Genomic DNA, 20,696 nt, shown 5'->3' with positions numbered 1-20,696 from the left:
GCGCCAGGATCAGCGCTTGTTCGCCTTGACTTCTGCTTCGCGCAGGTTCGGGGCCAGCTTGTCCAGCACACCGTTGACGAACTTGTGGCCGTCGGTGGCACCGAAGACCTTGGCCAGCTCGACACCTTCGTTGATCACCACGCGGTACGGTACGTCGACGCGCTTGATGAACTCCCAGGTAGACAGACGCAGCACGGCCAGCTCGACCGGGTCGAGCTCTTCCAGTGCCAGGTCCAGGCATGGCTTCAGGGCGCTGTCGATTTCGCTCTTGATCGCCGGGACCCCATGCAGGATCTCGCGGAAATAAGCGCCGTCGACATCGGAGAAATCGTTATCGACCCGGAACTGCGCTTCGATCTCGTTCAGCGAATGCTGCGCCATGTGCCACTGGTACAGTGCCTGGGTCGCGAGCTTGCGGGCTTCGCGGCGCTTGGCACTCTTCGATGGCTTGCCGGCATCCGCAGGTTTTGGATCGCGCGGGTTGAAACGATCGCTTTCGTCGCTAATCACTTGGCCTCCAACTGCGCCAGCAGGCTGACCATTTCCAGAGCGGACAGGGCAGCTTCAGCACCTTTGTTGCCGGCCTTGGTGCCGGAACGCTCGATGGCCTGCTCGATGGAGTCGACGGTCAGTACGCCGAAGGCCACCGGAACACCGAACTCCATGGACACCTGGGCCAGGCCCTTGGTGCATTCGCCCGCCACGTATTCGAAGTGCGGGGTACCACCACGGATCACGGCGCCCAGGGCGATGATCGCGTCGTAGGCGCCTTGCTGGGCGACCTTCTGTGCCACCAGCGGGATTTCGAATGCACCCGGGGCACGGATGATGGTGATGTCGCTTTCGCTGACACCGTGGCGTACCAGGGCATCAACGGCACCGCTTACCAGGCTTTCGACGACGAAGCTGTTGAAGCGGCCAACCACCAAAGCATAGCGACCTTTGGGGGCGATGAAGGTACCTTCGATGGTCTTCAGGGTCATTCCGATATTCTCATCTTCAAGAGCGAGGCCGCATGCTGGCGGCCTCGACAGGGGTATGGACTCGAGCTGGAGGGCGTCACTGCCGCCTCAAGTCACTCGGAGGGCACGTATTCTACAACTTCCAGATCGAATCCGGATATCGCGTTGAACTTCATCGGCGAACTCATAAGGCGCATCTTGCGCACACCGAGGTCGCGCAGGATCTGCGAACCTGCACCCACGGTGCTGTAGGTGGTCGGTGCCTTGACTGGTGCATCGCCAGCGCTTTCGCGGATGTGCGCCAGCAACACGTCGCCGTCCAGCGGGTGCCCCAGCAGCAATACCACGCCGCTGCCGGCCTCGGCCACGGCAGCCATGGCGGCGCGCAGGCTCCAGCGGCCCGGTTGCTTGACCAGCAGCAGGTCGCGCAGCGGGTCCATGTTGTGTACGCGGACCAGGGTCGGCTCTTCGGCGCAGATCTTGCCCAGGGTCAAGGCCATGTGCACGTCGCCTTCCACCGCGTCGCGGTAGGTGACCAGGTTGAACTCACCCAGCTCGCTCTCGACCGGTTGCTCGGAGACGCGCTGCACGGTGCGCTCGTGGATCATGCGGTAGTGGATCAGGTCGGCGATGGTGCCGATCTTCAGGCCGTGCTCGGCGGCAAACACTTCCAGCTCGGCGCGGCGCGACATGGTGCCGTCGTCGTTCATCACTTCGCAGATCACGCCGCTCGGCTCGAAACCGGCCATGCGCGCCAGGTCGCACGCGGCCTCGGTGTGGCCGGCACGGGCCAGAGTACCGCCAGGCTGGGCCATCAGCGGGAAGATGTGGCCAGGGCTGACGATATCTTCGGCCTTGGCGTCCTTGGCGGCCGCCGCCTGCACGGTGCGTGCGCGGTCAGCGGCGGAGATGCCGGTGGTGACACCTTCGGCGGCTTCGATCGACACGGTGAACTTGGTGCCGAAGCCCGAGCCGTTGCGCGGCGCCATCAGCGGCAGCTTCAGCGTTTCGCAACGCTCGCGGGTCATCGGCATACAGATCAGGCCACGGGCGTGCTTGGCCATGAAATTGATATGCTCGGGCAGGCAGCACTCGGCTGCCATGATGATGTCGCCTTCGTTTTCGCGATCTTCGTCATCCATGAGGATGACCATTTTGCCCTGGCGGATGTCTTCGACCAGTTCTTCGATGCTGTTGAGCGCCACGCGGCACCCCCTTCTCAATCAGGATTTCAAGAAGCCGTTGGCGGCCAGGAAGCTTTCGGTAATGCCACTGCCCTTGCTCGGTTCGGCGGCCTTGTCACCCAGCAGCAGACGCTCCAGGTAACGGGCCAGCAGGTCGACCTCAAGGTTTACCCGACGCCCTGCACGGTAGTCGGCCATGATGGTTTCGGACAGGGTGTGCGGGACAATGGTCAGCTCGAACTCGGCGCCATTGACCTCGTTGACCGTCAGGCTGGTGCCGTCGACGGTGATCGAACCCTTGTGGGCGATGTACTTGGCCAGCTCCTTCGGTGCACGCACGCGGAACTGGATGGCGCGGGCGTTATCGCTGCGCGAGATGATTTCGCCGACCCCGTCGACGTGGCCGCTGACCAGGTGCCCGCCCAGCCGGGTAGTGGGAGTCAGGGCTTTTTCCAGGTTGACCTTGCTGCCGCTCTTGAGGTCGATGAAGGCGGTGCGCTTGAGGGTTTCGACGCTGACGTCGGCCCAGAAGCCGTCGCCCGGCAGTTCGACGGCGGTCAGGCACACGCCGTTGACGGCGATGCTGTCGCCGAGCTTGACGTCACCCAGGTCGAGCTTGCCGGTTTCGACGTATACGCGCACGTCGCCACCCTTGGGGGTCAGGCTGCGGATGGTGCCGATGGATTCGATGATGCCGGTGAACATGGGGTCTTCCTCAAAAACGTTTTGCGCAGGGCAAGCCAGGCATTATACGCGGGGTGCCGGCAGGGGGATGGCCGTGACCCGCCAGTCATCGCCCACTGCGCGCATTTCAGTAATTTTCAGCCGCGGCGCTTCGCTCATCTTGTCCAGTGGCCAGTCCAACAGCGGACGAGCCTGGGAACCAAGGAAAGTGCCGGCGACGAACAGTTGGTACTCGTCGATCAGGCCTTGCCGGGCGAAGGCGCCGACCAGGCCGGCACCGGCTTCCAGCAGGACTTCGTTGATGCTGCGGGCCGCCAGGGCCTGCAGCAACGCCGACAGGTCTACCTGGCCATTGTCACCCGGCAAGCTGAGCAGTTCGTGGCCGGCAGCGGCATAGCGCGGGTCATCTGCGACAGCGGTCACCACCAGCGCCGGGCCAGCCTGGAAGAACGGCGCATCCAGCGGCAGGCGCAGGTGGCCATCGATCAGCACGCGCAGCGGTGTGCGGCTGAGAGCCAGGGCAGTGGTTTCGGCATCCAGGCCCAGCTCGGCGCCGCGCACGGTCATCCGCGCGTTGTCGGCCAACACGCTGGTGGCGCTGGTCAGTACCACGCTGGAGCGGGCGCGCAGGCGCTGCACCGCCGAACGGGCGGCCGGGCCGGTGATCCACTGGCTTTCGCCACTGGCCATGGCGGTGCGGCCATCCAGGCTCATGGCCAGCTTGGCGCGAACGAACGGCAGGCCATGTTCCATGCGTTTGAGGAAACCGGGGTTGAGTGCGCGGGCCTCGGCCTCGAGCACGCCGCTGGCCACTTCGATACCGGCCTCGGCCAGGCGCCGCAGGCCCTGCCCCGCCACTTGCGGGTTGGGGTCCTGCATGGCGGCTACCACCCGTGCCACGCCTGCCTTGACCAGCGCTTCGGCGCACGGCGGCGTGCGGCCGTGATGGCTGCACGGCTCGAGGGTGACATAGGCACAGGCGCCACGGGCACGCTCACCGGCCTGGCGCAGCGCATGCACTTCGGCATGCGGCTCGCCGGCGCGTACATGCCAGCCTTCGCCGACCACCTCGCCATCGCGCACGATCACGCAGCCTACGCGCGGGTTCGGGTGGGTGGTGTACAGGCCCTTGCGCGCCAGCTCCAGCGCGCGGGCCATGTAGTGGGCGTCGAGGATGGCAGCTTGGCTGGGCATGATCACTCTTTAGCCGGCTCGCGAGCCAGGCGGTCGATTTCTTCGCGGAACTCGTCGAGGTCCTGGAAGCGCCGGTAAACCGAGGCAAAACGGATATAGGCCACTTCGTCGAGCTTGCGCAGCTCGGCCATGACCATTTCACCCACCACCAGCGATTTGACTTCACGCTCGCCGGTGGCACGCAGGCGGCTCTTGATATGCGCCAGCGCAGCTTCCAGACGCTCGACGCTGACCGGGCGCTTTTCCAGTGCCCGCTGCATGCCGGCGCGCAGTTTTTCTTCGTCGAAGGGTTGGCGCGTGCCGTCCTGCTTGATCAGCCGGGGCAGCACCAGCTCGGCGGTTTCGAAAGTGGTGAAACGCTCGCCGCAGGCGACGCATTCGCGGCGGCGGCGCACCTGCTCGCCCTCGGCGACGAGGCGAGAGTCGATGACCTTGGTGTCGTTGGCACCGCAAAAGGGACAGTGCATGGTGGCAGGCAACAAAAAAAGGGAGGGCCATGGTAGCGCATCCCACTGGCAAGACAAGCCAAAGGGGTTAACATCCATGGGAAATCTGCCCGTGAAGGACTACCCCATGCACTACCGAGCGCTCGTCGTGCTGTGCTGCGCCGCCCTGCTCGCCGCCTGCGGCAGCGACAGGCCGAAGCCCGACACCCCTCCGGCACCCACGCCAGCCCGCACGGCCAAGCCGGCCGCAGTACTGGGCCCGCTGCCGGCCTACCAGCGCGAGCTAAGCGGCACCTTGCTGGAAATCCCCGCCGGTGCCGACGTGGAGCTGGCCTTGCTGGTCATCGACGAACGCGACCGCCCACAACGCTTGCTGGCCAGCAGCAACCTGACTGGCACCGGCCAGGCCCTGCCCTACCAACTGCGCTTCAACCCCGAGGCCTTCCCCGCCGGTGCCCGGGTCGAGCTGCGCGGCCGCGCCAGCAGCTCTGGCCAGCTGATCATGCACCTGCCGCCGGTGCGCATTACCCAGGCCCAGACCCAGGCCATCGGCCCGCTGCGTTTCGAGAAGGCGCCGTAAGTGGCGCCAGTCTCCCTACAACAGCCCCTGCAACAGGCCCTGCAACAGGCCCTCAGCAGCCTGATCGGCGAAGCGCGTCTTGTCGTCAGCGAGCTGCCCGGCTGCGACCTCAAGCTGTGGCTGATCGACGACCAGAACATGGACCGCGCCTTCAGCAGCGAAGAGACCCGGCGCATTCTTGAAGAACCGCCCTACTGGAGCTTCTGCTGGGCCAGCGGCCTGGCCATGGCCCGTTACCTGGCCGAGCACCCGGAATGGGTAGCCGGCAAGCGCGTGCTGGACTTTGGCGCCGGCTCCGGTATCGCCGGTATTGCCGCCGCCCGCGCCGGTGCGCTGGAAGTGGTGGCCTGCGACCTCGACCCGCTGGCACTCGATGCCTGCCGCGCAAATGCCGCGCTGAACGGGGTGGAACTGGGTTACAGCAGCAATTTCTTCGCCGAGGACGATCGCTTCGATCTGATCCTGGTTGCCGACGTGCTGTACGACCGCGCCAACCTGCCGCTGCTGGATGCCTTCCTCGGCCGCGGGCGCCAGGCGCTGGTGGCCGACTCGCGTGTACGCGACTTCAGCCACCCGTTGTATCAACAACTGGGCGTGCTGGAAGCGCTCACCCTGCCAGACCTGGCCGAGCCGCACGAATTCCGCCGGGTCAGCCTGTACCACGCCAGCCGCGACACCTTATAGTGGTGTTATCCACGAGTTTGCGAGAGTCGCGATGACCCAAGACACGCCATACATTTTCGACGCTACCGATGCCACCTTCCAGCAACTGGTTATCGAGAACTCCTTCCACAAACCGGTGCTGGTGGATTTCTGGGCCGAGTGGTGCGCGCCGTGCAAGGCACTGATGCCACTGCTGGCGAAGATCACCGAGGGTTACCAGGGCGAGTTGCTGCTGGCCAAGATCAACTGTGACGTGGAGCAACAGGTAGTTGCCCAGTTCGGCATCCGCAGCCTGCCGACCGTGGTGCTGTTCAAGGACGGCCAGCCGGTGGACGGTTTTGCCGGTGCGCAGCCGGAATCGGCGATCCGCGCGATGCTCGAGCCGCACGTGCAACTGCCTGCCGCGCCTACCGCCTCGCCGCTGGAGCAGGCCAAGGGACTTTTTGCCGAAAGCCGTTTTGCCGAGGCCGAAGCACTGTTGCAGGCACTGCTGGGTGAGGACAACAGCAATGCCGAGGCACTGATTCTGTATGCCCGTTGCCTGGCCGAGCGCGGGGAGCTGGGTGAAGCCCAGGTGGTGCTGGATGCGGTCAAGACTGACGAGCACAAAGCTGCACTGGCCGGCGCCAAGGCACAACTGACCTTCCTGCGCCAGGCCGCCAGTCTGCCGGAAGTGGCTGACCTGAAAAGCCGCCTGGCGCAGAACCCGCAGGATGATGAAGCGGCTTATCAGCTGAGCGTGCAGCAGCTGGCGCGCCAGCAATATGAAGCGGCGCTGGAAGGGTTGCTGAAGCTGTTCCAGCGTAACCGTGGTTATGAGAACGGGCTGCCGCAGAAGGCGTTGCTGCAGGTGTTCGAGCTGCTGGGCGGTGATCACCCGCTGGTCGGCGTGTATCGTCGCAAGTTATCGGCGGCGATGTTCTGACCCTAGGCCTATTGCGAGGGCTTTGCCCTCGTTCGCGGGCATGCCCGCGAACGAGGCCAGCACAGGCAATACAGATTTATCCCACCCAGTGATACACCGGCGCGTCCACGCCACTTTCCACCTTGACTTCACGGCTATGCCGCAAGCGCACCAGCAGCCGTTTACCCGCCGCCGTACTCCCAGCCAGCCCTTCCAGCCGATCCAGCAATTCCGGCCCGCTCATCTGCCCTGCCAGGCGCAACACCTCACGTGCCGCAGTCCATTGCCCGTCATCCTGACGAGTTGTCGCCACGGTTTCCGCTGTTGCGGTCTGTGCCACCGCAGGCAATTCGATCCGCCGCCCCAGTTGCGCCCACTCTTCAGGCGCCAGCTCGATGGTCAGATCCACAGGCCAGTCACCAATCTGTCCACGAATTCTCATGCTGCATTCCCTGAACCCAAGTCAATGCCACCATCCTACCCCAACATGAAACCTGCGCCACGCAGGCTGGCAGCACACGGAAAAGTTGTTATAACATAACCCGATCTTCCCGCCCGCTCCGGAGTCGTCCATGCGTCGCCTGTTGCTCGCCTTGCCCTTCGCCCTGCTGCCCCTGGCCGTGGCCCAAGCCCACGATGATGACCATGATCACGACCACGGCACCCTCGGCGCCCACGAGCATGGCGTGGCCAAGCTCAATGCCGTGCTCGATGGCAACACCCTGGAGCTGGAGCTGGACAGCCCGGCAATGAACCTGGTCGGCTTCGAACACGCCGCCAACAGCGACGCCGACAAGGCCAAGGTCGCGGCGGTGCGCCAGCAGCTGGAGCAGCCACTGAAGCTGTTCGGCCTGCCCGCCGCTGCCGGTTGCAAGGAAGACCAGCAGGAACTGGAAAGCCCGCTGTTCGGTGATGCCCCGAAAGCCGACGACGATGGTGACGACCACGAGCACAGCCACCAGCACAGCGACATCGGCGCCCATTACCAGCTGACTTGCGCCGACCCCGACAAACTGGCGCAGGTGGACCTCGCTCCGCTGTTCAAGGCGTTCCCGGCTACCCAGAAAATCACCGTTCAACTGATCGGCCCCAATGGCCAGAAAGGCGCGGAAGCCACGCCAGCCAAGGCTGCGGTCGCGTTCTGAATGCGCCAGCCGTTGATCGAACTGCATGACCTGGTGTTTGCCTGGCCCGGCCAGCCGGCGCTGCTGGATATTCCGGCATTCCGCCTGGAGGCTGGCGAAGCCCTGTTTCTCAAGGGCCCCAGTGGCAGTGGCAAGACCACATTGCTGGGCCTGCTGGGCGGGGTGAACGTACCAGGCCAGGGCCGCATCCAGTTGCTCGGCCAGGACCTCGGGCGCCTGGGCCAAGGCGCCCGTGACCGCTTCCGGGTCGACCACACCGGTTATATCTTCCAGCAGTTCAACCTGCTGCCGTTCCTCTCGGTACGCGAAAATGTCGAGCTGCCCTGCCGCTTCTCGCGCAGCCGCAAGGCCCGCGCCGAGCAACGCCATGGCAGTGTCGACCAGGCAGCCAGCACCTTGCTGGCCCACCTGGGCCTGGACGACCCCGCCCTGCTCGCCCGCCGCGCCGACAGCCTGTCGATCGGCCAGCAGCAACGGGTCGCTGCCGCCCGCGCACTGATCGGCCAACCCGAACTGGTGATCGCCGACGAACCGACCTCGGCGCTGGATGCCGACACCCGCGAAGCGTTCATCCGCCTGCTGTTCGATGAATGCCGCGCCGCCGGTGCCAGCCTGCTGTTCGTCAGCCACGACCAGAGCCTGGCGCCGCTGTTCGACCGCCACCTGTCGCTGGCCGAACTCAACCGCGCCGCCAAGTCCCGGGAGGCCTGATGTACCTGCTCCGCCTTGCCTTGGCCAGCCTGGCCAACCGCCGCTTCACCGCATTCCTCACCGCCTTCGCCATCGCCCTGTCGGTGTGCCTGCTGCTGGCCGTGGAGCGGGTCCGTACCGAGGCCCGGGCCAGCTTCGCCAGCACCATAAGCGGTACCGACCTGATCGTCGGCGCCCGCTCCGGCTCGGTGAACCTGCTGTTGTACTCGGTGTTCCGCATCGGCAACGCCACCAACAACATCCGTTGGGACAGCTATGAGCACTACGCCAAGGACCCGCGGGTGGAATGGGCCATCCCTATCTCGCTGGGCGACTCGCACCGTGGTTATCGAGTGATGGGCACTACCGGTGATTACTTCAGCCATTACCAGTACGGCCGCCGCCAGCACCTGGAATTGAGCCATGGCCGCGCGTTTGCCGATGATCCGTTCGAGGTGGTGCTGGGTGCCGAAGTGGCCGAGGCATTGCACTACAAGCTGGGCGACAAGCTGGTGCTTGCCCACGGCGTGGCCGCGATCAGCCTGGTCAAGCACGACGACAAGCCGTTCACCGTAGTCGGAGTGCTCAAGCGCACCGGCACACCGGTCGACCGCACGCTGCATATCAGCCTGGGCGGCATGGAAGCCATCCACATCGACTGGCACAACGGTGTGCCGGCCCGTGGCGCCGGGCGTATCAGCGCCGAGCAGGCACGGACCATGGACCTGCAGCCTGCCGCCATCACTGCGTTCATGCTCGGCCTGAACAGCAAGATCGCGACATTCAGCCTGCAGCGGGAGATCAATGAATACCGCAGCGAGCCGTTGCTGGCGATCCTGCCCGGGGTAGCCCTGCAGGAGCTGTGGAGCCTGATGGGCACCGCGGAGCAGGCGTTGTTCGTGGTGTCGCTGTTCGTGGTGCTGACCGGCCTGATCGGCATGCTTACGGCGATTCTCACCAGCCTCAATGAACGCCGCAGGGAGATGGCGATATTGCGCTCGGTTGGTGCCAGGCCGTGGCATATCGCAGGGCTGCTGGTGCTGGAGGCACTGTCGCTGGCGGCGGTAGGGATCGCTGCAGGGCTTGGCTTGCTGTATGCGGGAATCGCCCTGGCACAAGGGTATGTGCAGGCCAACTATGGTTTGTACTTGCCGCTGGCCATGCCGAGTGCTCATGAATGGACGTTGCTGGCTATCATCCTGGGAGCTGCGCTGTTGATGGGCAGCGTACCGGCGTGGCGGGCCTATCGGCAGTCGCTGGCCGACGGCTTGTCCATTCACCTCTGAGGGCGTGCAATGATCCAATACCTCACTGCCTTCTTCGCGGGTGAACCCGCTCCCACAAGGTCCACCACAAGCTTCAAAGCCTATGCAGGACCTGTGGGAGCGGGTTCACCCGCGAAGAGGCCAGTACAGGCAGTACAACTACTACTGGTCATGCTGCTTTCGCTGGCATCGCCCACCTGGGCCTCGGAACCCCGCGAACTTGACTGGCCCGCCCTCATCCCCGAAGGCGCCCCGGTCATCCCGCCCCAACTCGCGCCGTTGCACGACATGTCGCAGCTCAGCAACGCCCTGTCCGCCGAGTCCGCCCCGCCGGCGCGCCAGCAGGCCCCCGATGCACCAGTGGTAAAAAGCCTCGACGGCCAGCAGATCAAACTGCCCGGCTACATCGTACCGCTGGAGGTGAGCGAAGAAGGCCGCACCACCGAATTCCTGCTGGTCCCCTACTACGGCGCGTGCATCCACGTGCCACCGCCACCGTCGAACCAGATTGTGCACATCTTCAGTGAAATGGGCGTTCGCATTGAAGACCTCTACCAGCCCTACTGGATCGAGGGAAAGCTTCAGGTTAGAGCCTCCAGCAGCGAACTGGCCGATGCCGGCTACCAGATGGAAGCCGAGAAAATATACGCTTATGAGCTGAGATGAGAACTATTTCGAATTTGTGGCGATGCTTCGTTGAGCTGGGTCAAACTTTCCGTTCAGACGCATCCGTACCATTGGACTACTCGATTACTCACGTCCTCTGGGAGCTTCCATGAACAAGTCCTTGCTCAGCGCCGCCCTCGCGGCCCTGGCGCTCGCTACCCCTGTTGCCAACGCCCACCAGGCAGGCGATGTCATCGTCCGTGCCGGCGCGATCACCACCGCGCCCAACGAGAGCAGCGGCGACCTGAAATTCGACGGCAACAAAGTCTCGGGCACCAAGGCAACCCTGGACAGCGACACCCAGCTGGGCCTGACCTTCGCCTATATGCTCACCGACCATGTCGGCCTGGAGCTGCTGGCGGCCACCCCGTTCAAGCATACCGTTGGCGTCAAGGGCCTGGGCGGCGGCCTGGACGGCAAGCTGGCCGACATCAAGCAGCTGCCACCGACCCTGTCGCTGCAGTACTACCCGATGGAACCGACCTCCAAGTTCCAGCCGTACGCTGGTGTCGGCATCAACTACACCCTGTTCTTCGATGAAGACCTCAGCAGCGCCCGCAAGCAGCAAGGCTTCAGCAACCTGAAGCTGCAGGACTCGGTCGGTTTCGCCGGCCAGCTGGGCATGGACTACATGATCACCGACAACCTGCTGGTCAACGCCGCGGTCTGGTACGTCGACATCGACACCAAGGCCAGCGTCGACGGCCCGTCCGCACTGGGCTACAGCAAGACCAAAGTCGACGTCGATGTCGACCCATGGGTGTACATGGTCGGCCTTGGCTACAAGTTCTGACCTGAACACTGCAGGGCGGCTTCGGCCGCCCTCGCGCGTTGCAGCCATAACCAGTACCCCAGCGCGACCGCGCTGATGCCCATCCCGAGCCCACACACCGCTGCCCAACCCCAATGGGCATACACCCAGCTCGCCAGCACTGCCCCCACTCCACTGCCAAGCGAATAGCAGCACATGTAGGCGCCGATCAAACGGCTGGCCATTGCGCCACGCCCAGCCAGCAGCAGGCTCTGGTTGGTGACATGCACCGCCTGCACGGCAAAGTCCAGCATCAGCACGCCCAACCCGAAGGCCATCAGTGAATGCCCGACGAAGGCCGTGAGCAGCCATGACAGCACCAGCAGAATCAGCGCTACCCCAGTGGTGCGCTCACCCAGCCCCTGGTCGGCCAGGCGACCGGCGCGCGCTGCCGCCAATGTGCCGGCAACACCCGCCAGGCCGAATAGACCGATCGCGGTATGGCTCAGCTCCAGTGGCTCGGCACTCAGGGGCATGACCATGGCACTCCAGAGCACGCTGAACGCAGCGAAGATCAACACGCCGAACAACCCGCGCTGGCGCAGCAGCCGGTCGTGCCGGTACAGCCTGAACTGGGCAACGATCAGCGCCCGGTAGCCAGACCGCAGCGACACCGGTTGCCCCACGGGCAGGCTGCGCCACAGCACCAGGGCCAGCAGCATCAACAACCCTGCGGTAAACAGGTACACGCTGCGCCAGCCAGCCAGGTCGGCAAGCCCGCCCGAGACCAGCCGCGCCAGCAGAATGCCCAGCACTATGCCGCTGGTGACGGTGCCCACGGCCTGCCCTTGCTGGCCGGGGGCGGCAAGGCTCGCAGCATGCGCCACCATCACTTGCACCATGACCGCCATCAGCCCGGTGATAGCCAGGGCCAGCAGCAATAGCGCCCAGTTGGGCGCCATGCCTACCCCAACCAGCGCCAGGGCCGAGAACAGCAACTGCCCGAGCAGCAGGCGCTTGCGGTCGATCAGGTCACCCAACGGCACGATCAGCAACAACCCCAGGGCGTAGCCCGCCTGGGTCGCGCCAACTACCCAACCGATCTGCTGCTGCGCCACGCCAAGGTCAGCGGCCATCGACTCGAGCAGAGGCTGGGCGAAATACACTGTCGCCACAGCCATGGCGCTGGTAATGGCCAGCAGCAGGGTTATCCAGCGTGTCAGTGCAGGGTTCATCGGGCTGGTCTCGTCAATCTGGTTTCGAATTGAAACCACATACTGGCTATTTAGCAAATGTGGTTTTAATCTGCAACCAGATGATCACGAAAGGCCCCGTCCATGCTCGATGAAAACAATGCGCAATGCCCCGTAGCCCGGGCGCTGGAGGTACTGGGAGACCGCTGGGCGCTGATGATCCTGCGCGACGCATTCGATGGGCTGCGGCGCTTCAGTGAATTCCAGAAGAACCTGGGGCTGGCGAAGAACATCCTCGCCTCACGGCTGAAGTGGCTGGTGGAGAGTGGGCTGCTGACGCTGCAGCCGGCGTCGGATGGCAGTGCCTACAAGGAGTATGTGCTGACCGAGAAAGGGCGATCGGTGTTCCCGGTGGTGGTTGGCTTGAGGCAGTGGGGGGAGCGGTTTCTGTTCGAGGCGGGCGAGGTGCGTTCGGAGTTGGTGGATAGTGATACGGGGCAGGCGCTGGAAACACTGCAGGTGCGGGCCCGGGATGGGCGGGTGCTGGCGGCAGGGGATTGCCTGCGAAAAGTGGTGCGGCATGAGTGATTCTGGGGCTGCTGCGCAGCCCATCGCGACACAAGGCCGCTCCTACAGCGATCGCGCCAGGCCGAGGTTGCGCGGTAGCTGTAGGAGCGGCCTTGTGTCGCGATAGGGGCGCAAAGCGCCACCAAGAATTTCAGCCCTTACCCAGAAGCCGCGACAAGCCCTCGACCATCGGCGTCGCCTGCGGAAACTCGAACCGCGCCAACAAGCGCTGGTTATCCGCCCGCGAATGGCGAATGTCACCCGAACGTGCCGCCACATAGCTGACCGCCGGCAAGCTACCCACCACCTTCTCAAGCGCTGCCAGCAACTGGTTGAGCGAAGTGGCCTGGTTGAGGCCGATATTCACCGCTCCCTCCTCGACCTGCGGCTGCTCCAGCGCCTGCACCATCACCTGCACCAGGTCGCCCACGTAAAGGAAGTCCCGGGTCTGCTCACCATCACCGAACACGGTAATCGGCAAACCCTGCACAGCACGTTGGGAGAAGATGCTGATCACCCCGGAATACGGCGATGACGGGTCCTGGCGCGGCCCGAAGATATTGAAGAAGCGGAACACCACCGGCTCCAGGCCATGCTGACGACGGTAGAAGTCCAGGTACTGCTCACTGGCCAGCTTGTCCACGGCATACGGGGTCAGCGGCGCCTTGGGGGTGTCTTCGGCAATCGACTCGCCTTCACCATTGTTGCCATACACCGCCGCACTGGAGGCGAACAGCACCCGGCGCAGCCCATGCACGCGCATGGCTTCGCACACGTTGAGGGTACCGATGAAATTGCTCTGGTGGGTCCGCACCGGGTCCTCGACCGAGGCCTGCACCGAGGCCACCGCTGCCAGGTGCACCACGGCACTGCAGCCAGCCGTAACCTGCGTGACCAGCTTGGCATCGGCGACATCGCCTTCAACCAGTTCCAGCCGAGGGTGGTCAACCTGCAGGTTGCCCCGCTGGCCAGTGGAGAAATCGTCGAGAATGCGTACGGCGTAGCCTTTCTCCAACAACGCATCGCACAGGTGGGAGCCAATAAAGCCGGCACCGCCGGTGATCAGGATGGGGGCGTCAGCCATGGCGGTAGAACCGGTCCAGTAGAGGCGGCAAGCCGGCGCGCCAGGCGCGCGGCTTGATGCCGAAGGTATGAAGGATTTTCTTGCAGGCCAGTACCGCGTGCTGCGGCTCTTCGCTGGCATCCGGCCGTGCGGCATGTGCCTGCGGCGTCGGCGCCTGCACGGCCAGCTGCCGGTACTGGCCTGCCTCGGCGAGGATCGCCTGGCCCAGCGCCAGCGGCGTGGTCGCCTCGTTGCCGGCGTAATGGTAGGTGCCCCACAGCGGCGCACTGCAATCGAGTTGTTTGAGCACCGACAGGATCACCCGGGCGGCGTCGTCGACTGGCGTAGGGTTGCCACGCCGGTCATCGGCCAGCAGCAGCTCCTGGGGTTGCTCGGCGCGGGTCAGGAAGCGGCCCAACGCCCCGTCGATGCTTTCGTCGAGCAGCCAACCAAAGCGCAACAGCACGTGTTGCGGGCAAGCCGCGCGAACGCTCTGCTCGATGCGCCACAGGGCCTGGCCACGCAGGCCCAGCGGTACCGGCTCGTCCTTTTCGCTGTAGGCCGTGGCCCGAGAACCATCGAACACCCGGTAGCTGGATGGCTGAACCAGGGTGATCTGGTGGTGCTGGCACAGCTCTGCCAACCGCTCCACAGCCCGCTCCTGCTGGGCCAGGCGCTGCTCACTGACCGACTCGGCCTGGAACCAGTCGAAGTAATAGGCCAGGTTGACCAGTGCATCGGGACGATGATCGTCGAGCAGCTGGGTGAGGCTGGCCGGCGTCCAGCCGTTCTCGGGCGGGCGCGGAGCCAGGAATGCGATGTCCTCCTCGGCCCCAAGACGAATCAGCGCTTGCCCGAGGGCATTGCCACCACCCAACAGCATTAGGCGCATACGCATAGAGTCAGCAGATCCGGAGAGGTTGATTGAAGGAAAGGGGTCATTTTGCGGTTTCCGGGCGGGGAAGTCCAACACCGGACCCGTTCGATGCCACAGGCGGTACTGAATTCAAAGTTCCACCGTTCAATACCGCAACACGCAGAAATCTCCTACGACATACCAGGAACGAGCTGACTTCCGCGCAACAGCACAACCGCATTGAATAGTTGACTCCCCCACTTGCCAGCCGGGGAGCTTCACAAAAACAAGTACAAGGAACGTTCAATGCCTCACTCGGAAGCTGCATACCTGGATTTCAGCCCGGAGCAAAGCAAAGCCATAGCCTTTGCAAGCCAGACAATTGCTGACCTGGGTGGCCCAGAGGCCAAAGGAGTAGCACTTCAGGCTCGTATATTCGCCGATCAATTCGAGCAAGCCTTGAGCGTGGAACAGCGTGGGTTGCTACAACGCTTCAGTGAAGGCCAGCTATCTGCCTTGATGTACAGGCATATGCCTTGTGCCGACGAGCCAATACCAGAATATCTGCCCCACATTTCCGCCCTGGCGCAAAACCCACGCTGCCAATACCTTGCCTCACGCAATCAACTACTGCTGGAGCTCGTGCGCCACCGCAGTTTCGCCTTCGATATAGATAACGAGGGTAAGCAGGTTCGCCTGGTAGGCAACTTCAAGGGCGGTGGCCGCATTCCGCGACTCGACGAAGATCCCTGCCTGAAAGTTGAAACCAGCTCGCATGCGGGCTTGCGCTTGGGGCCGCACACTGAAGCGCCCTACAACTGCTCGACAATTTCCAGCAACGCTCACTCCCCTGCTCCCTCTGCACTGATTCTGACTGCGCGCTGGAACCCCGCCAATGAACCTACGCATGTCTTCCCGCTCCGGGGAATCATTGAACGCTTGGGTAGCATGGGCACACTTGCACTGACTTCAGCGTCTTTCGACTTCACCCGCAGTGACTGCTTCGGTCACGGACAAGGCAATGCAGGCAAAGCAGTTTCAATACTGCAATTCGAGCCAAATGGTGGTTTCTCTGTTCGTTACAATTGCTATCGCTTCAGTCTGAATGAACGCGCCTGCAGCGCTGCTGCGCGCGCTTTCGACTCCTTTCAAAAAATACTGGATACCACACAACCGTTGGCGTTTGTCCTGCAGCCTGACACCGCACTGCTGATCAACAACAGCCGAGCCTTGCACGGCCGCGACATGGTTCAGGACAACCGGCGCCTGCTTATCCGTCAATTCGGATATTCCCCCTTCGCCGAACCGCTGGTGCTCGCTGAAGACCCGCTGCTGGTGCGTGGCTGATCATAGGAAAACACGCAATGATCGAATTAGATTTAACGCTTGTTCTGACCCTAGCACTGGTGGCACTGATGGCCGGCTTTTTCGATGCTATCGCCGGTGGCGGGGGCCTGATCACGCTCCCGGTGTTGTTCATTGCCGGTATCGAACCCTTGGCGGCAATTGCCACCAACAAGTTCCAGGCGGCTTCGGCTACGGTTTCGGCTACGTGCGCCTTCGCCCGCAAAGGCATGATCGACTGGAGACAAGGCAGTCCAATGGCTGTCATGTCGTTTATCGGAGGGGCGTTGGGTGCCTTGTCGATAACTTACGTGCCCAAAAGCGTTCTGCAGGCGTGCGTTCCACCTCTGCTGATCCTGATAGCCGCCTACTTTGCCTTCAGTCCAAAGCCGAATGAACAAGCGCGCAAGGCAAAGATATCGACCAGCCTGTTCTGCATTACGGTTGCACCAATCATTGGCTTTTATGACGGGATCTTCGGCCCTGGCGTCGGCTCGTTCTTCATGCTGGCCTGCGTGATCCTCTTGGGCCAGCACTTGATACAAGCCGTGTGCACAAGCAAGCTTTTGAACGCAGCCTGTAACCTGGGCGCGTTGTCAGTCTTTTCACTGAGCGGGGCGATCATCTGGCCGCTGGCACTGGCAATGGCATTCGCTGCTTTTGTGGGGGCTCAACTGGGCGCACGCTGCGCAGTACACTTTGGCCCCCGTCTGATCAAGCCGTTGCTGGTATGTGTTTGCTGCATCATGGCAATCAAGTTGCTGCTCGACCCAGGCAACCCTGTTGGCGAGTGGTTACATCAACTTGTTCTCTGAAAAAAGCATCACTCGATTTCGAACAGACTGTTACGCAACGGCCCCACGCTAAGGCGCTCACGCACATCGTCATCTATGCGTGGATCATCCGGCTGGTACAGTTTTACCTGCCGGTAGACATTAATGCGATTGATCTCCTCTCCCAGGTAGTCCCACACAACCCGAGTGCAGGCCGGGTTGCGCCGGTCTCCGCTGGATACGCCGGCCTTCAGGCCGTTGAGGCGGGTAATGCGGCTTTTGAAACTGGGGATGAGGATAGTCTGGCTCATCTCGTTGAACGTCAGCGACTCGTAATCGACCAGGAACATCCGGTCCTGCAGCTGGAACGCCGCTCCCAGATAGCGACAACGCACCCCGGCATGGGGGTTGGTGGCGCTGGAACGCTCCTGGCGTTCCTGGCGTTCGAAAAGGAACTGCCCGCGCTCCTCCCACAGGTGCACCAATGACACCAGGACCGTACCCGGAACCGACATGCAGTTGGAATATTCCAGGTAGTAACCGCAATAGCGCGACAGGTTCCCCGCATGGGCGTGCAACGGGCGGAACAGATCACTGATCGGGTCGCCAGGCTGCTCGGCCGGGGTCGACACGCGGGCACCGATCAGGCGGCTGAACTGCTCGGGTGGCAAATGCAATTCGTAATCTTCTACCCCGAAGAAATCGCCGATGCGCTTGAGGTTGTAGGCCGTCGGGCGGCTTTGCCCACTCAGGTACTTGTTGAACTGCGCGCGGTTGATCGACAGCTGGCGGCAAACTTCGGAGATAGAGCGGTAGTGGCTGCAGGCCAGTTTGAGGTTGGTAGCGAAATGATCGCTCATGACTCGGGACTCAGGTGACGCGAATGGCGCAATTGTAGCATCAAGTTGCACCAAATCAGAGCAACCCGCGAAATTGTAACCGCTCTTGTCATAGCCAACCATGCGCCCCACGAATAGCGGTGCGCCTGCCGTCCGCTGATCTTTCCACACGAACAATAAGAATCGAGGTCATTTTCCAATGCTCGAAGTACTCAACGATTTCCTCTCGGGGAAACTTCTCATTGTGCTGATCGTAGGGCTGGGTAGCTACTTCACTATCCGCTCCCGGTTCGTCCAGTTCCGCCACTTCGGCCACATGTTCGGTGTGTTCAAGGAATCGCTGCGTGGCCAGGCAGGCCAGCTGAGCTCCTTCCAGGCCCTGATGCTGAGCCTGGCTGGCCGCGTTGGTGCCGGTAACATCGCCGGTGTCGGCATTGCCGTGACCCTGGGTGGCCCAGGCGCCGTGTTCTGGATGTGGGTCACCGCACTGGTGGGTATGTCCAGCAGCTTCTTCGAATGCACCCTGGCCCAGGTCTACAAGCGCGCCGATGGCGACGGCCTGTACCGTGGTGGCCCGGCGTACTACATCCAGCACGGCCTGAAGCTGAAAAGCATGGCCATCGTGTTCTCGGTCCTGCTGCTGGTCACTTACGGCTTCGCCTTCATCGGCCTGCAGTCGTACACCGTGACTCACTCGCTGCAGAACGCCTTCGCCTTCGACCCCAAGCACACCGGCATCGTCCTCGCCGTGCTGCTGGCCATCACCTTCATCGGCGGCATCAAGCGCATCGCCGCGGTGTCGGACCTGCTGGTACCGGTCAAGACCCTGGCGTACATCGGCGTGACCCTGTACGTGATCGGCACCCAGATCGAGCACGTGCCAGCCATGCTGGAAACCATCTTCAAGAGTGCCTTCGGCCTCGACCCGGCGTTCGGCGGCCTGCTCGGCAGCGCCATCGTCATGGGCGTGAAGCGTGGTGTGTTCGCCAACGAAGCGGGCCTGGGCAGTGCGCCAAACGTCGCAGCCGTGGCCGCCGTGAAACACCCGGGTGCGCAGGGCGTTGTCCAGGCATTCAGCGTGTTCCTCGACACCTTCGTGATCTGCACCTGCACCGCGCTGCTGATCCTGTTGTCGGGTTTCTACACCCCGGGCTTCGAAGGTGACGGCATCGTCCTGACCCAGAACTCGCTGGCCGCCGTGGTTGGTGACTGGGGCCGCGTGTTCGTCAGCGTGGCACTGTCGCTGTTCGTGTTCACCTGCATCCTCTACAACTACTACCTGGGCGAGAACAGCCTGCAATTCCTCAGCCGCAATCGTGTGGTACTGATGGTATTCCGTGGCCTGGTACTGGCGCTGGTTGTATGGGGCTCGTTGCAGGACCTGTCGACTGTGTTCGCCTTTGCCGATATCACCATGACCTGCCTGGCCTTCGTCAACCTGGTGGCCCTGGCCCTGCTGTTCAAGGTCGGCCTGCGGGTGATGCGCGACTACGACGACCAGCGCAAGGCGGGCGTCGACCAACCGGTGTTCGACTCGGCCAAGTTTGCCGACCTGGACCTGGATCGCAATGCCTGGCCTGCCAATCCGCAGGCGGAAACAGCCACTGACAAAGCAGTCGGCGAAGTCCAGACTCAACGCTGATATTCTCCCCTGCCAGCCGCCCCGTCCGTGGGCGGCTTACCTTCTTCCGCTCACCGCTACGGATACTTCCCATGCGAGCAGTAAAGAATCTCCTCGTGCTCTATACCGGGGGCACCATCGGCATGCTCGAAACCCCCGAAGGCCTGGCGCCCGCCGGTGGCTTCGAAGCACGCATGCGCGAACACTTTGCCCAGTTGGCCGACGCCCCCCAGGTGCAATGGACCTTGCAGGAACTGAACCCGCTGCTCGACAGCGCCAACATGCAACAGCACAACTGGCTGGCGATGCGCGATGCAATCGTCGCAGCGGTAGAGGTGGCTGGCCATGATGGCGTGCTCGTACTGCATGGTACCGACAGCCTGGCCTACAGCGCCGCGGCGTTGTCGTTCCTGCTGCTGGGCCTGCCGGTGCCAGTGCTGCTGACCGGCTCGATGCTGCCGGCAGGTAGCGCGGACAGCGACGCCTGGGGCAACTTGTGCGGCGCACTGCGCCAGTTCGAACAAGGGCTGGAAGATGGCGTGCAGCTGTACTTCCATGGGCAGCTGCTGCATGGCTGCCGGGCGTCGAAGCTGCGCAGCGAGGCGTTCGATGCCTTTGCCGCGCTGCCGCGTCATCGTGACAGTGAGCGCGCAACGGCGATCCCTGCCGAGCTTGGCTACAAGCACCCGCGCCAGCCAGTCAACCTGGCGGTAGTGCCGGTGTTCCCGGGCCTGCAGGCCGGGCATTTGCAGGCACTGCTGGGCAGCGGCGTGCAGGGTTTGCTGCTGGAATGCTACGGCAGCGGAACCGGGCCGTCGGATGACCAGGCGTTGCTGGATGTGCTGAGCACGGCACGCCAGCGGGGTGTGATGCTGGCAGCTATCAGCCAGTGCCCTGAGGGGTCGGTGGTGTTCGATACCTATGCGGCGGGTAACCGCTTGCGCGGGGCCGGGCTGGTCAGTGGCGGGGGCATGACCCGGGAGGCGGCGCTGGCCAAGATGGTTGCGTTGCTGGGGGCCGGGCTGGATGTCGAAACGGCAGAGCGGTGGTTTGCCCTGGATCTGTGTGGCGAGCGGGCCTGACTGTTACCTGCTCTGGCCTCTTCGCGGGTAAACCCGCTCCTACAGGGGCGTCACAGTTCCAGAGACTTGTACGGTACCTGTGGGAGCGGGTTCACCCGCGAATAGGCCCTGACAGGCAAAAGAAAATGGCGGAAGGCAGCGGGAGTCGAACCTGCCCGGGAACGGCTGCCGTCCCCAACCGGGTTTGAAGCCCGGCCGCGCCACCGGGCGCGATTGCCTTCCTT

The 20,696-nt window shown here is 63.3% G+C and carries 24 protein-coding genes and 1 tRNA gene; 13 read left to right on the top strand and 12 right to left on the bottom strand.

The genetic code is table 11. The features are described 5' to 3' along the window. Positions 1 to 9: 9 nt before the first annotated feature. The 6 genes from nusB to nrdR form a co-directional block, all read right to left on the bottom strand. Positions 10 to 510, bottom strand: a complete 501-nt coding sequence (gene nusB / locus KDB76_RS03035; protein WP_013970674.1) for a transcription antitermination factor NusB — start codon at positions 508 to 510, stop codon at positions 10 to 12. Beyond that, positions 507 to 983 (bottom strand): 6,7-dimethyl-8-ribityllumazine synthase, encoded by a 477-nt coding sequence (gene ribE, locus KDB76_RS03030; RefSeq protein WP_003255395.1) that lies wholly within the window; start codon positions 981 to 983, stop codon positions 507 to 509. The genes nusB and ribE overlap by 4 nt, the downstream gene beginning before the upstream one ends. Positions 984 to 1,075: 92 nt before the next feature. Beyond that, positions 1,076 to 2,167, bottom strand: coding sequence for a bifunctional 3,4-dihydroxy-2-butanone-4-phosphate synthase/GTP cyclohydrolase II (gene ribBA, locus KDB76_RS03025; protein WP_003259341.1), 1,092 nt, complete (start codon positions 2,165 to 2,167; stop codon positions 1,076 to 1,078). An 18-nt stretch (positions 2,168 to 2,185) separates the two neighbouring features. Continuing rightward, positions 2,186 to 2,851 (bottom strand): riboflavin synthase, encoded by a 666-nt coding sequence (locus tag KDB76_RS03020; protein WP_003255399.1) that lies wholly within the window; start codon positions 2,849 to 2,851, stop codon positions 2,186 to 2,188. A 42-nt stretch (positions 2,852 to 2,893) separates the two neighbouring features. Beyond that, positions 2,894 to 4,024, bottom strand: a complete 1,131-nt coding sequence (gene ribD, locus KDB76_RS03015) for a bifunctional diaminohydroxyphosphoribosylaminopyrimidine deaminase/5-amino-6-(5-phosphoribosylamino)uracil reductase RibD (protein WP_024086182.1) — start codon at positions 4,022 to 4,024, stop codon at positions 2,894 to 2,896. A gap of 2 nt (positions 4,025 to 4,026) precedes the next feature. Continuing rightward, on the bottom strand, positions 4,027 to 4,491 hold the full coding sequence (nrdR, locus tag KDB76_RS03010; RefSeq protein ID WP_003255402.1) for a transcriptional regulator NrdR: 465 nt from the start codon (positions 4,489 to 4,491) through the stop codon (positions 4,027 to 4,029). Positions 4,492 to 4,597: 106 nt separating this feature from the next. Between nrdR and KDB76_RS03005 the strand changes: the two genes are divergently transcribed. Genes KDB76_RS03005 through trxA form a run of 3 tightly spaced genes read left to right on the top strand, consistent with a single transcriptional unit; the run spans position 4,598 to position 6,638 of the window. Then, positions 4,598 to 5,050: a YbaY family lipoprotein gene (locus KDB76_RS03005; protein WP_024086181.1), complete on the top strand. Its 453-nt coding sequence runs from the start codon at positions 4,598 to 4,600 to the stop codon at positions 5,048 to 5,050. Positions 5,051 to 5,077: 27 nt separating this feature from the next. Then, complete coding sequence (locus KDB76_RS03000) at positions 5,078 to 5,734, top strand: 50S ribosomal protein L11 methyltransferase (RefSeq protein ID WP_038410335.1); 657 nt, start codon at positions 5,078 to 5,080, stop codon at positions 5,732 to 5,734. Positions 5,735 to 5,765: 31 nt separating this feature from the next. Next, the gene (gene trxA, locus KDB76_RS02995) at positions 5,766 to 6,638 is read left to right on the top strand and encodes a thioredoxin (RefSeq protein ID WP_013970670.1); all 873 of its coding nucleotides are present in this window, start codon (positions 5,766 to 5,768) and stop codon (positions 6,636 to 6,638) included. A 76-nt stretch (positions 6,639 to 6,714) separates the two neighbouring features. Here trxA and KDB76_RS02990 read toward each other — a convergent pair whose 3' ends face one another. Then, positions 6,715 to 7,059, bottom strand: a complete 345-nt coding sequence (locus tag KDB76_RS02990) for a hypothetical protein (RefSeq protein ID WP_023663079.1) — start codon at positions 7,057 to 7,059, stop codon at positions 6,715 to 6,717. Between the two features lie 130 nt (positions 7,060 to 7,189). On the opposite strand from KDB76_RS02990, the gene KDB76_RS02985 reads away from it, so the two are divergent. The 5 genes from KDB76_RS02985 (at position 7,190) to KDB76_RS02965 (ending at position 11,176) form a co-directional block, all read left to right on the top strand. Further along, positions 7,190 to 7,762 (top strand): DUF2796 domain-containing protein, encoded by a 573-nt coding sequence (locus KDB76_RS02985; RefSeq protein WP_013970668.1) that lies wholly within the window; start codon positions 7,190 to 7,192, stop codon positions 7,760 to 7,762. Next, positions 7,763 to 8,473, top strand: coding sequence for an ABC transporter ATP-binding protein (locus KDB76_RS02980; RefSeq protein WP_013970667.1), 711 nt, complete (start codon positions 7,763 to 7,765; stop codon positions 8,471 to 8,473). It abuts the gene before it with no gap. Then, the gene (locus KDB76_RS02975) at positions 8,473 to 9,738 is read left to right on the top strand and encodes an ABC transporter permease (RefSeq protein WP_013970666.1); all 1,266 of its coding nucleotides are present in this window, start codon (positions 8,473 to 8,475) and stop codon (positions 9,736 to 9,738) included. The genes KDB76_RS02980 and KDB76_RS02975 overlap by 1 nt, the downstream gene beginning before the upstream one ends. Before the next feature lie 150 nt (positions 9,739 to 9,888). Next, positions 9,889 to 10,383: a DUF3299 domain-containing protein gene (locus KDB76_RS02970; RefSeq protein WP_038408606.1), complete on the top strand. Its 495-nt coding sequence runs from the start codon at positions 9,889 to 9,891 to the stop codon at positions 10,381 to 10,383. Positions 10,384 to 10,492: 109 nt separating this feature from the next. After that, the gene (locus KDB76_RS02965) at positions 10,493 to 11,176 is read left to right on the top strand and encodes an OmpW family outer membrane protein (protein WP_013970664.1); all 684 of its coding nucleotides are present in this window, start codon (positions 10,493 to 10,495) and stop codon (positions 11,174 to 11,176) included. Here KDB76_RS02965 and KDB76_RS02960 read toward each other — a convergent pair. After that, positions 11,164 to 12,369, bottom strand: a complete 1,206-nt coding sequence (locus KDB76_RS02960) for an MFS transporter (RefSeq protein WP_038408604.1) — start codon at positions 12,367 to 12,369, stop codon at positions 11,164 to 11,166. The genes KDB76_RS02965 and KDB76_RS02960 overlap by 13 nt on opposite strands. Before the next feature lie 102 nt (positions 12,370 to 12,471). Between KDB76_RS02960 and KDB76_RS02955 the strand changes: the two genes are divergently transcribed. Next, positions 12,472 to 12,915: a helix-turn-helix domain-containing protein gene (locus KDB76_RS02955; RefSeq protein WP_013970662.1), complete on the top strand. Its 444-nt coding sequence runs from the start codon at positions 12,472 to 12,474 to the stop codon at positions 12,913 to 12,915. A 130-nt stretch (positions 12,916 to 13,045) separates the two neighbouring features. On the opposite strand, the gene KDB76_RS02950 is transcribed toward KDB76_RS02955, so the two are convergent. Together KDB76_RS02950 and KDB76_RS02945 are read right to left on the bottom strand one after the other, a co-directional pair. Continuing rightward, positions 13,046 to 13,978, bottom strand: a complete 933-nt coding sequence (locus KDB76_RS02950) for an NAD-dependent epimerase/dehydratase family protein (protein ID WP_013970661.1) — start codon at positions 13,976 to 13,978, stop codon at positions 13,046 to 13,048. After that, entirely contained in the window at positions 13,971 to 14,855 is an 885-nt protein-coding gene (locus KDB76_RS02945; RefSeq protein ID WP_024086179.1) for a sugar nucleotide-binding protein, read from the bottom strand. Before KDB76_RS02945 ends, KDB76_RS02950 begins: the two co-directional genes overlap by 8 nt. Before the next feature lie 264 nt (positions 14,856 to 15,119). Between KDB76_RS02945 and KDB76_RS02940 the strand changes: the two genes are divergently transcribed. Both KDB76_RS02940 and KDB76_RS02935 read left to right on the top strand, forming a co-directional pair. Beyond that, the gene (locus KDB76_RS02940) at positions 15,120 to 16,160 is read left to right on the top strand and encodes a hypothetical protein (protein ID WP_013970659.1); all 1,041 of its coding nucleotides are present in this window, start codon (positions 15,120 to 15,122) and stop codon (positions 16,158 to 16,160) included. 17 nt (positions 16,161 to 16,177) lie between these two features. Then, on the top strand, positions 16,178 to 16,972 hold the full coding sequence (locus KDB76_RS02935) for a TSUP family transporter (protein WP_013970658.1): 795 nt from the start codon (positions 16,178 to 16,180) through the stop codon (positions 16,970 to 16,972). A gap of 8 nt (positions 16,973 to 16,980) precedes the next feature. Here the strand turns inward: KDB76_RS02935 and KDB76_RS02930 are convergent, their stop codons facing one another. Further along, positions 16,981 to 17,790 (bottom strand): helix-turn-helix transcriptional regulator, encoded by an 810-nt coding sequence (locus tag KDB76_RS02930; RefSeq protein WP_024086176.1) that lies wholly within the window; start codon positions 17,788 to 17,790, stop codon positions 16,981 to 16,983. 178 nt (positions 17,791 to 17,968) lie between these two features. Here KDB76_RS02930 and KDB76_RS02925 point away from each other — a divergent pair, with 178 nt between their 5' ends. Beyond that, positions 17,969 to 19,411, top strand: a complete 1,443-nt coding sequence (locus KDB76_RS02925; protein ID WP_013970656.1) for an alanine/glycine:cation symporter family protein — start codon at positions 17,969 to 17,971, stop codon at positions 19,409 to 19,411. A 71-nt stretch (positions 19,412 to 19,482) separates the two neighbouring features. Next, the gene (locus KDB76_RS02920; protein ID WP_024086175.1) at positions 19,483 to 20,472 is read left to right on the top strand and encodes an asparaginase; all 990 of its coding nucleotides are present in this window, start codon (positions 19,483 to 19,485) and stop codon (positions 20,470 to 20,472) included. Positions 20,473 to 20,598: 126 nt separating this feature from the next. On the opposite strand, the gene KDB76_RS02915 is transcribed toward KDB76_RS02920, so the two are convergent. Further along, positions 20,599 to 20,694 (bottom strand) — tRNA-Sec (locus KDB76_RS02915). Positions 20,695 to 20,696 lie beyond the last annotated feature (2 nt).

It is taken from the genome of Pseudomonas sp. JS425, assembly GCF_018223845.1.
Lineage (GTDB): Bacteria > Pseudomonadota > Gammaproteobacteria > Pseudomonadales > Pseudomonadaceae > Aquipseudomonas > Aquipseudomonas asiatica.
The sequence above is the reverse complement of the archived record's forward strand: the minus strand, read 5'-3'. Positions and strand labels throughout refer to the sequence as shown.

What these genes read in the sequence shown, in the direction of transcription:
- KDB76_RS02925 (WP_013970656.1), top strand. Translation starts at nt 17,969, where the DNA reads ATGCTCGAAGTACTCAACGATTTCCTCTCGGGGAAACTTCTCATTGTG.
- KDB76_RS02980 (WP_013970667.1), top strand. Translation starts at nt 7,763, where the DNA reads ATGCGCCAGCCGTTGATCGAACTGCATGACCTGGTGTTTGCCTGGCCC.
- ribE (WP_003255395.1), bottom strand. Translation starts at nt 983, where the DNA reads ATGACCCTGAAGACCATCGAAGGTACCTTCATCGCCCCCAAAGGTCGC.
- KDB76_RS02965 (WP_013970664.1), top strand. Translation starts at nt 10,493, where the DNA reads ATGAACAAGTCCTTGCTCAGCGCCGCCCTCGCGGCCCTGGCGCTCGCT.
- KDB76_RS02950 (WP_013970661.1), bottom strand. Translation starts at nt 13,978, where the DNA reads ATGGCTGACGCCCCCATCCTGATCACCGGCGGTGCCGGCTTTATTGGC.
- KDB76_RS02960 (WP_038408604.1), bottom strand. Translation starts at nt 12,369, where the DNA reads ATGAACCCTGCACTGACACGCTGGATAACCCTGCTGCTGGCCATTACC.
- KDB76_RS02975 (WP_013970666.1), top strand. Translation starts at nt 8,473, where the DNA reads ATGTACCTGCTCCGCCTTGCCTTGGCCAGCCTGGCCAACCGCCGCTTC.
- nrdR (WP_003255402.1), bottom strand. Translation starts at nt 4,491, where the DNA reads ATGCACTGTCCCTTTTGCGGTGCCAACGACACCAAGGTCATCGACTCT.
- ribD (WP_024086182.1), bottom strand. Translation starts at nt 4,024, where the DNA reads ATGCCCAGCCAAGCTGCCATCCTCGACGCCCACTACATGGCCCGCGCG.
- KDB76_RS02955 (WP_013970662.1), top strand. Translation starts at nt 12,472, where the DNA reads ATGCTCGATGAAAACAATGCGCAATGCCCCGTAGCCCGGGCGCTGGAG.
- KDB76_RS02985 (WP_013970668.1), top strand. Translation starts at nt 7,190, where the DNA reads ATGCGTCGCCTGTTGCTCGCCTTGCCCTTCGCCCTGCTGCCCCTGGCC.
- KDB76_RS02970 (WP_038408606.1), top strand. Translation starts at nt 9,889, where the DNA reads ATGCTGCTTTCGCTGGCATCGCCCACCTGGGCCTCGGAACCCCGCGAA.
- KDB76_RS02990 (WP_023663079.1), bottom strand. Translation starts at nt 7,059, where the DNA reads ATGAGAATTCGTGGACAGATTGGTGACTGGCCTGTGGATCTGACCATC.
- KDB76_RS02920 (WP_024086175.1), top strand. Translation starts at nt 19,483, where the DNA reads ATGCGAGCAGTAAAGAATCTCCTCGTGCTCTATACCGGGGGCACCATC.
- KDB76_RS03005 (WP_024086181.1), top strand. Translation starts at nt 4,598, where the DNA reads ATGCACTACCGAGCGCTCGTCGTGCTGTGCTGCGCCGCCCTGCTCGCC.
- trxA (WP_013970670.1), top strand. Translation starts at nt 5,766, where the DNA reads ATGACCCAAGACACGCCATACATTTTCGACGCTACCGATGCCACCTTC.
- KDB76_RS02935 (WP_013970658.1), top strand. Translation starts at nt 16,178, where the DNA reads ATGATCGAATTAGATTTAACGCTTGTTCTGACCCTAGCACTGGTGGCA.
- KDB76_RS02940 (WP_013970659.1), top strand. Translation starts at nt 15,120, where the DNA reads ATGCCTCACTCGGAAGCTGCATACCTGGATTTCAGCCCGGAGCAAAGC.
- KDB76_RS02930 (WP_024086176.1), bottom strand. Translation starts at nt 17,790, where the DNA reads ATGAGCGATCATTTCGCTACCAACCTCAAACTGGCCTGCAGCCACTAC.
- KDB76_RS03020 (WP_003255399.1), bottom strand. Translation starts at nt 2,851, where the DNA reads ATGTTCACCGGCATCATCGAATCCATCGGCACCATCCGCAGCCTGACC.
- KDB76_RS02945 (WP_024086179.1), bottom strand. Translation starts at nt 14,855, where the DNA reads ATGCGTATGCGCCTAATGCTGTTGGGTGGTGGCAATGCCCTCGGGCAA.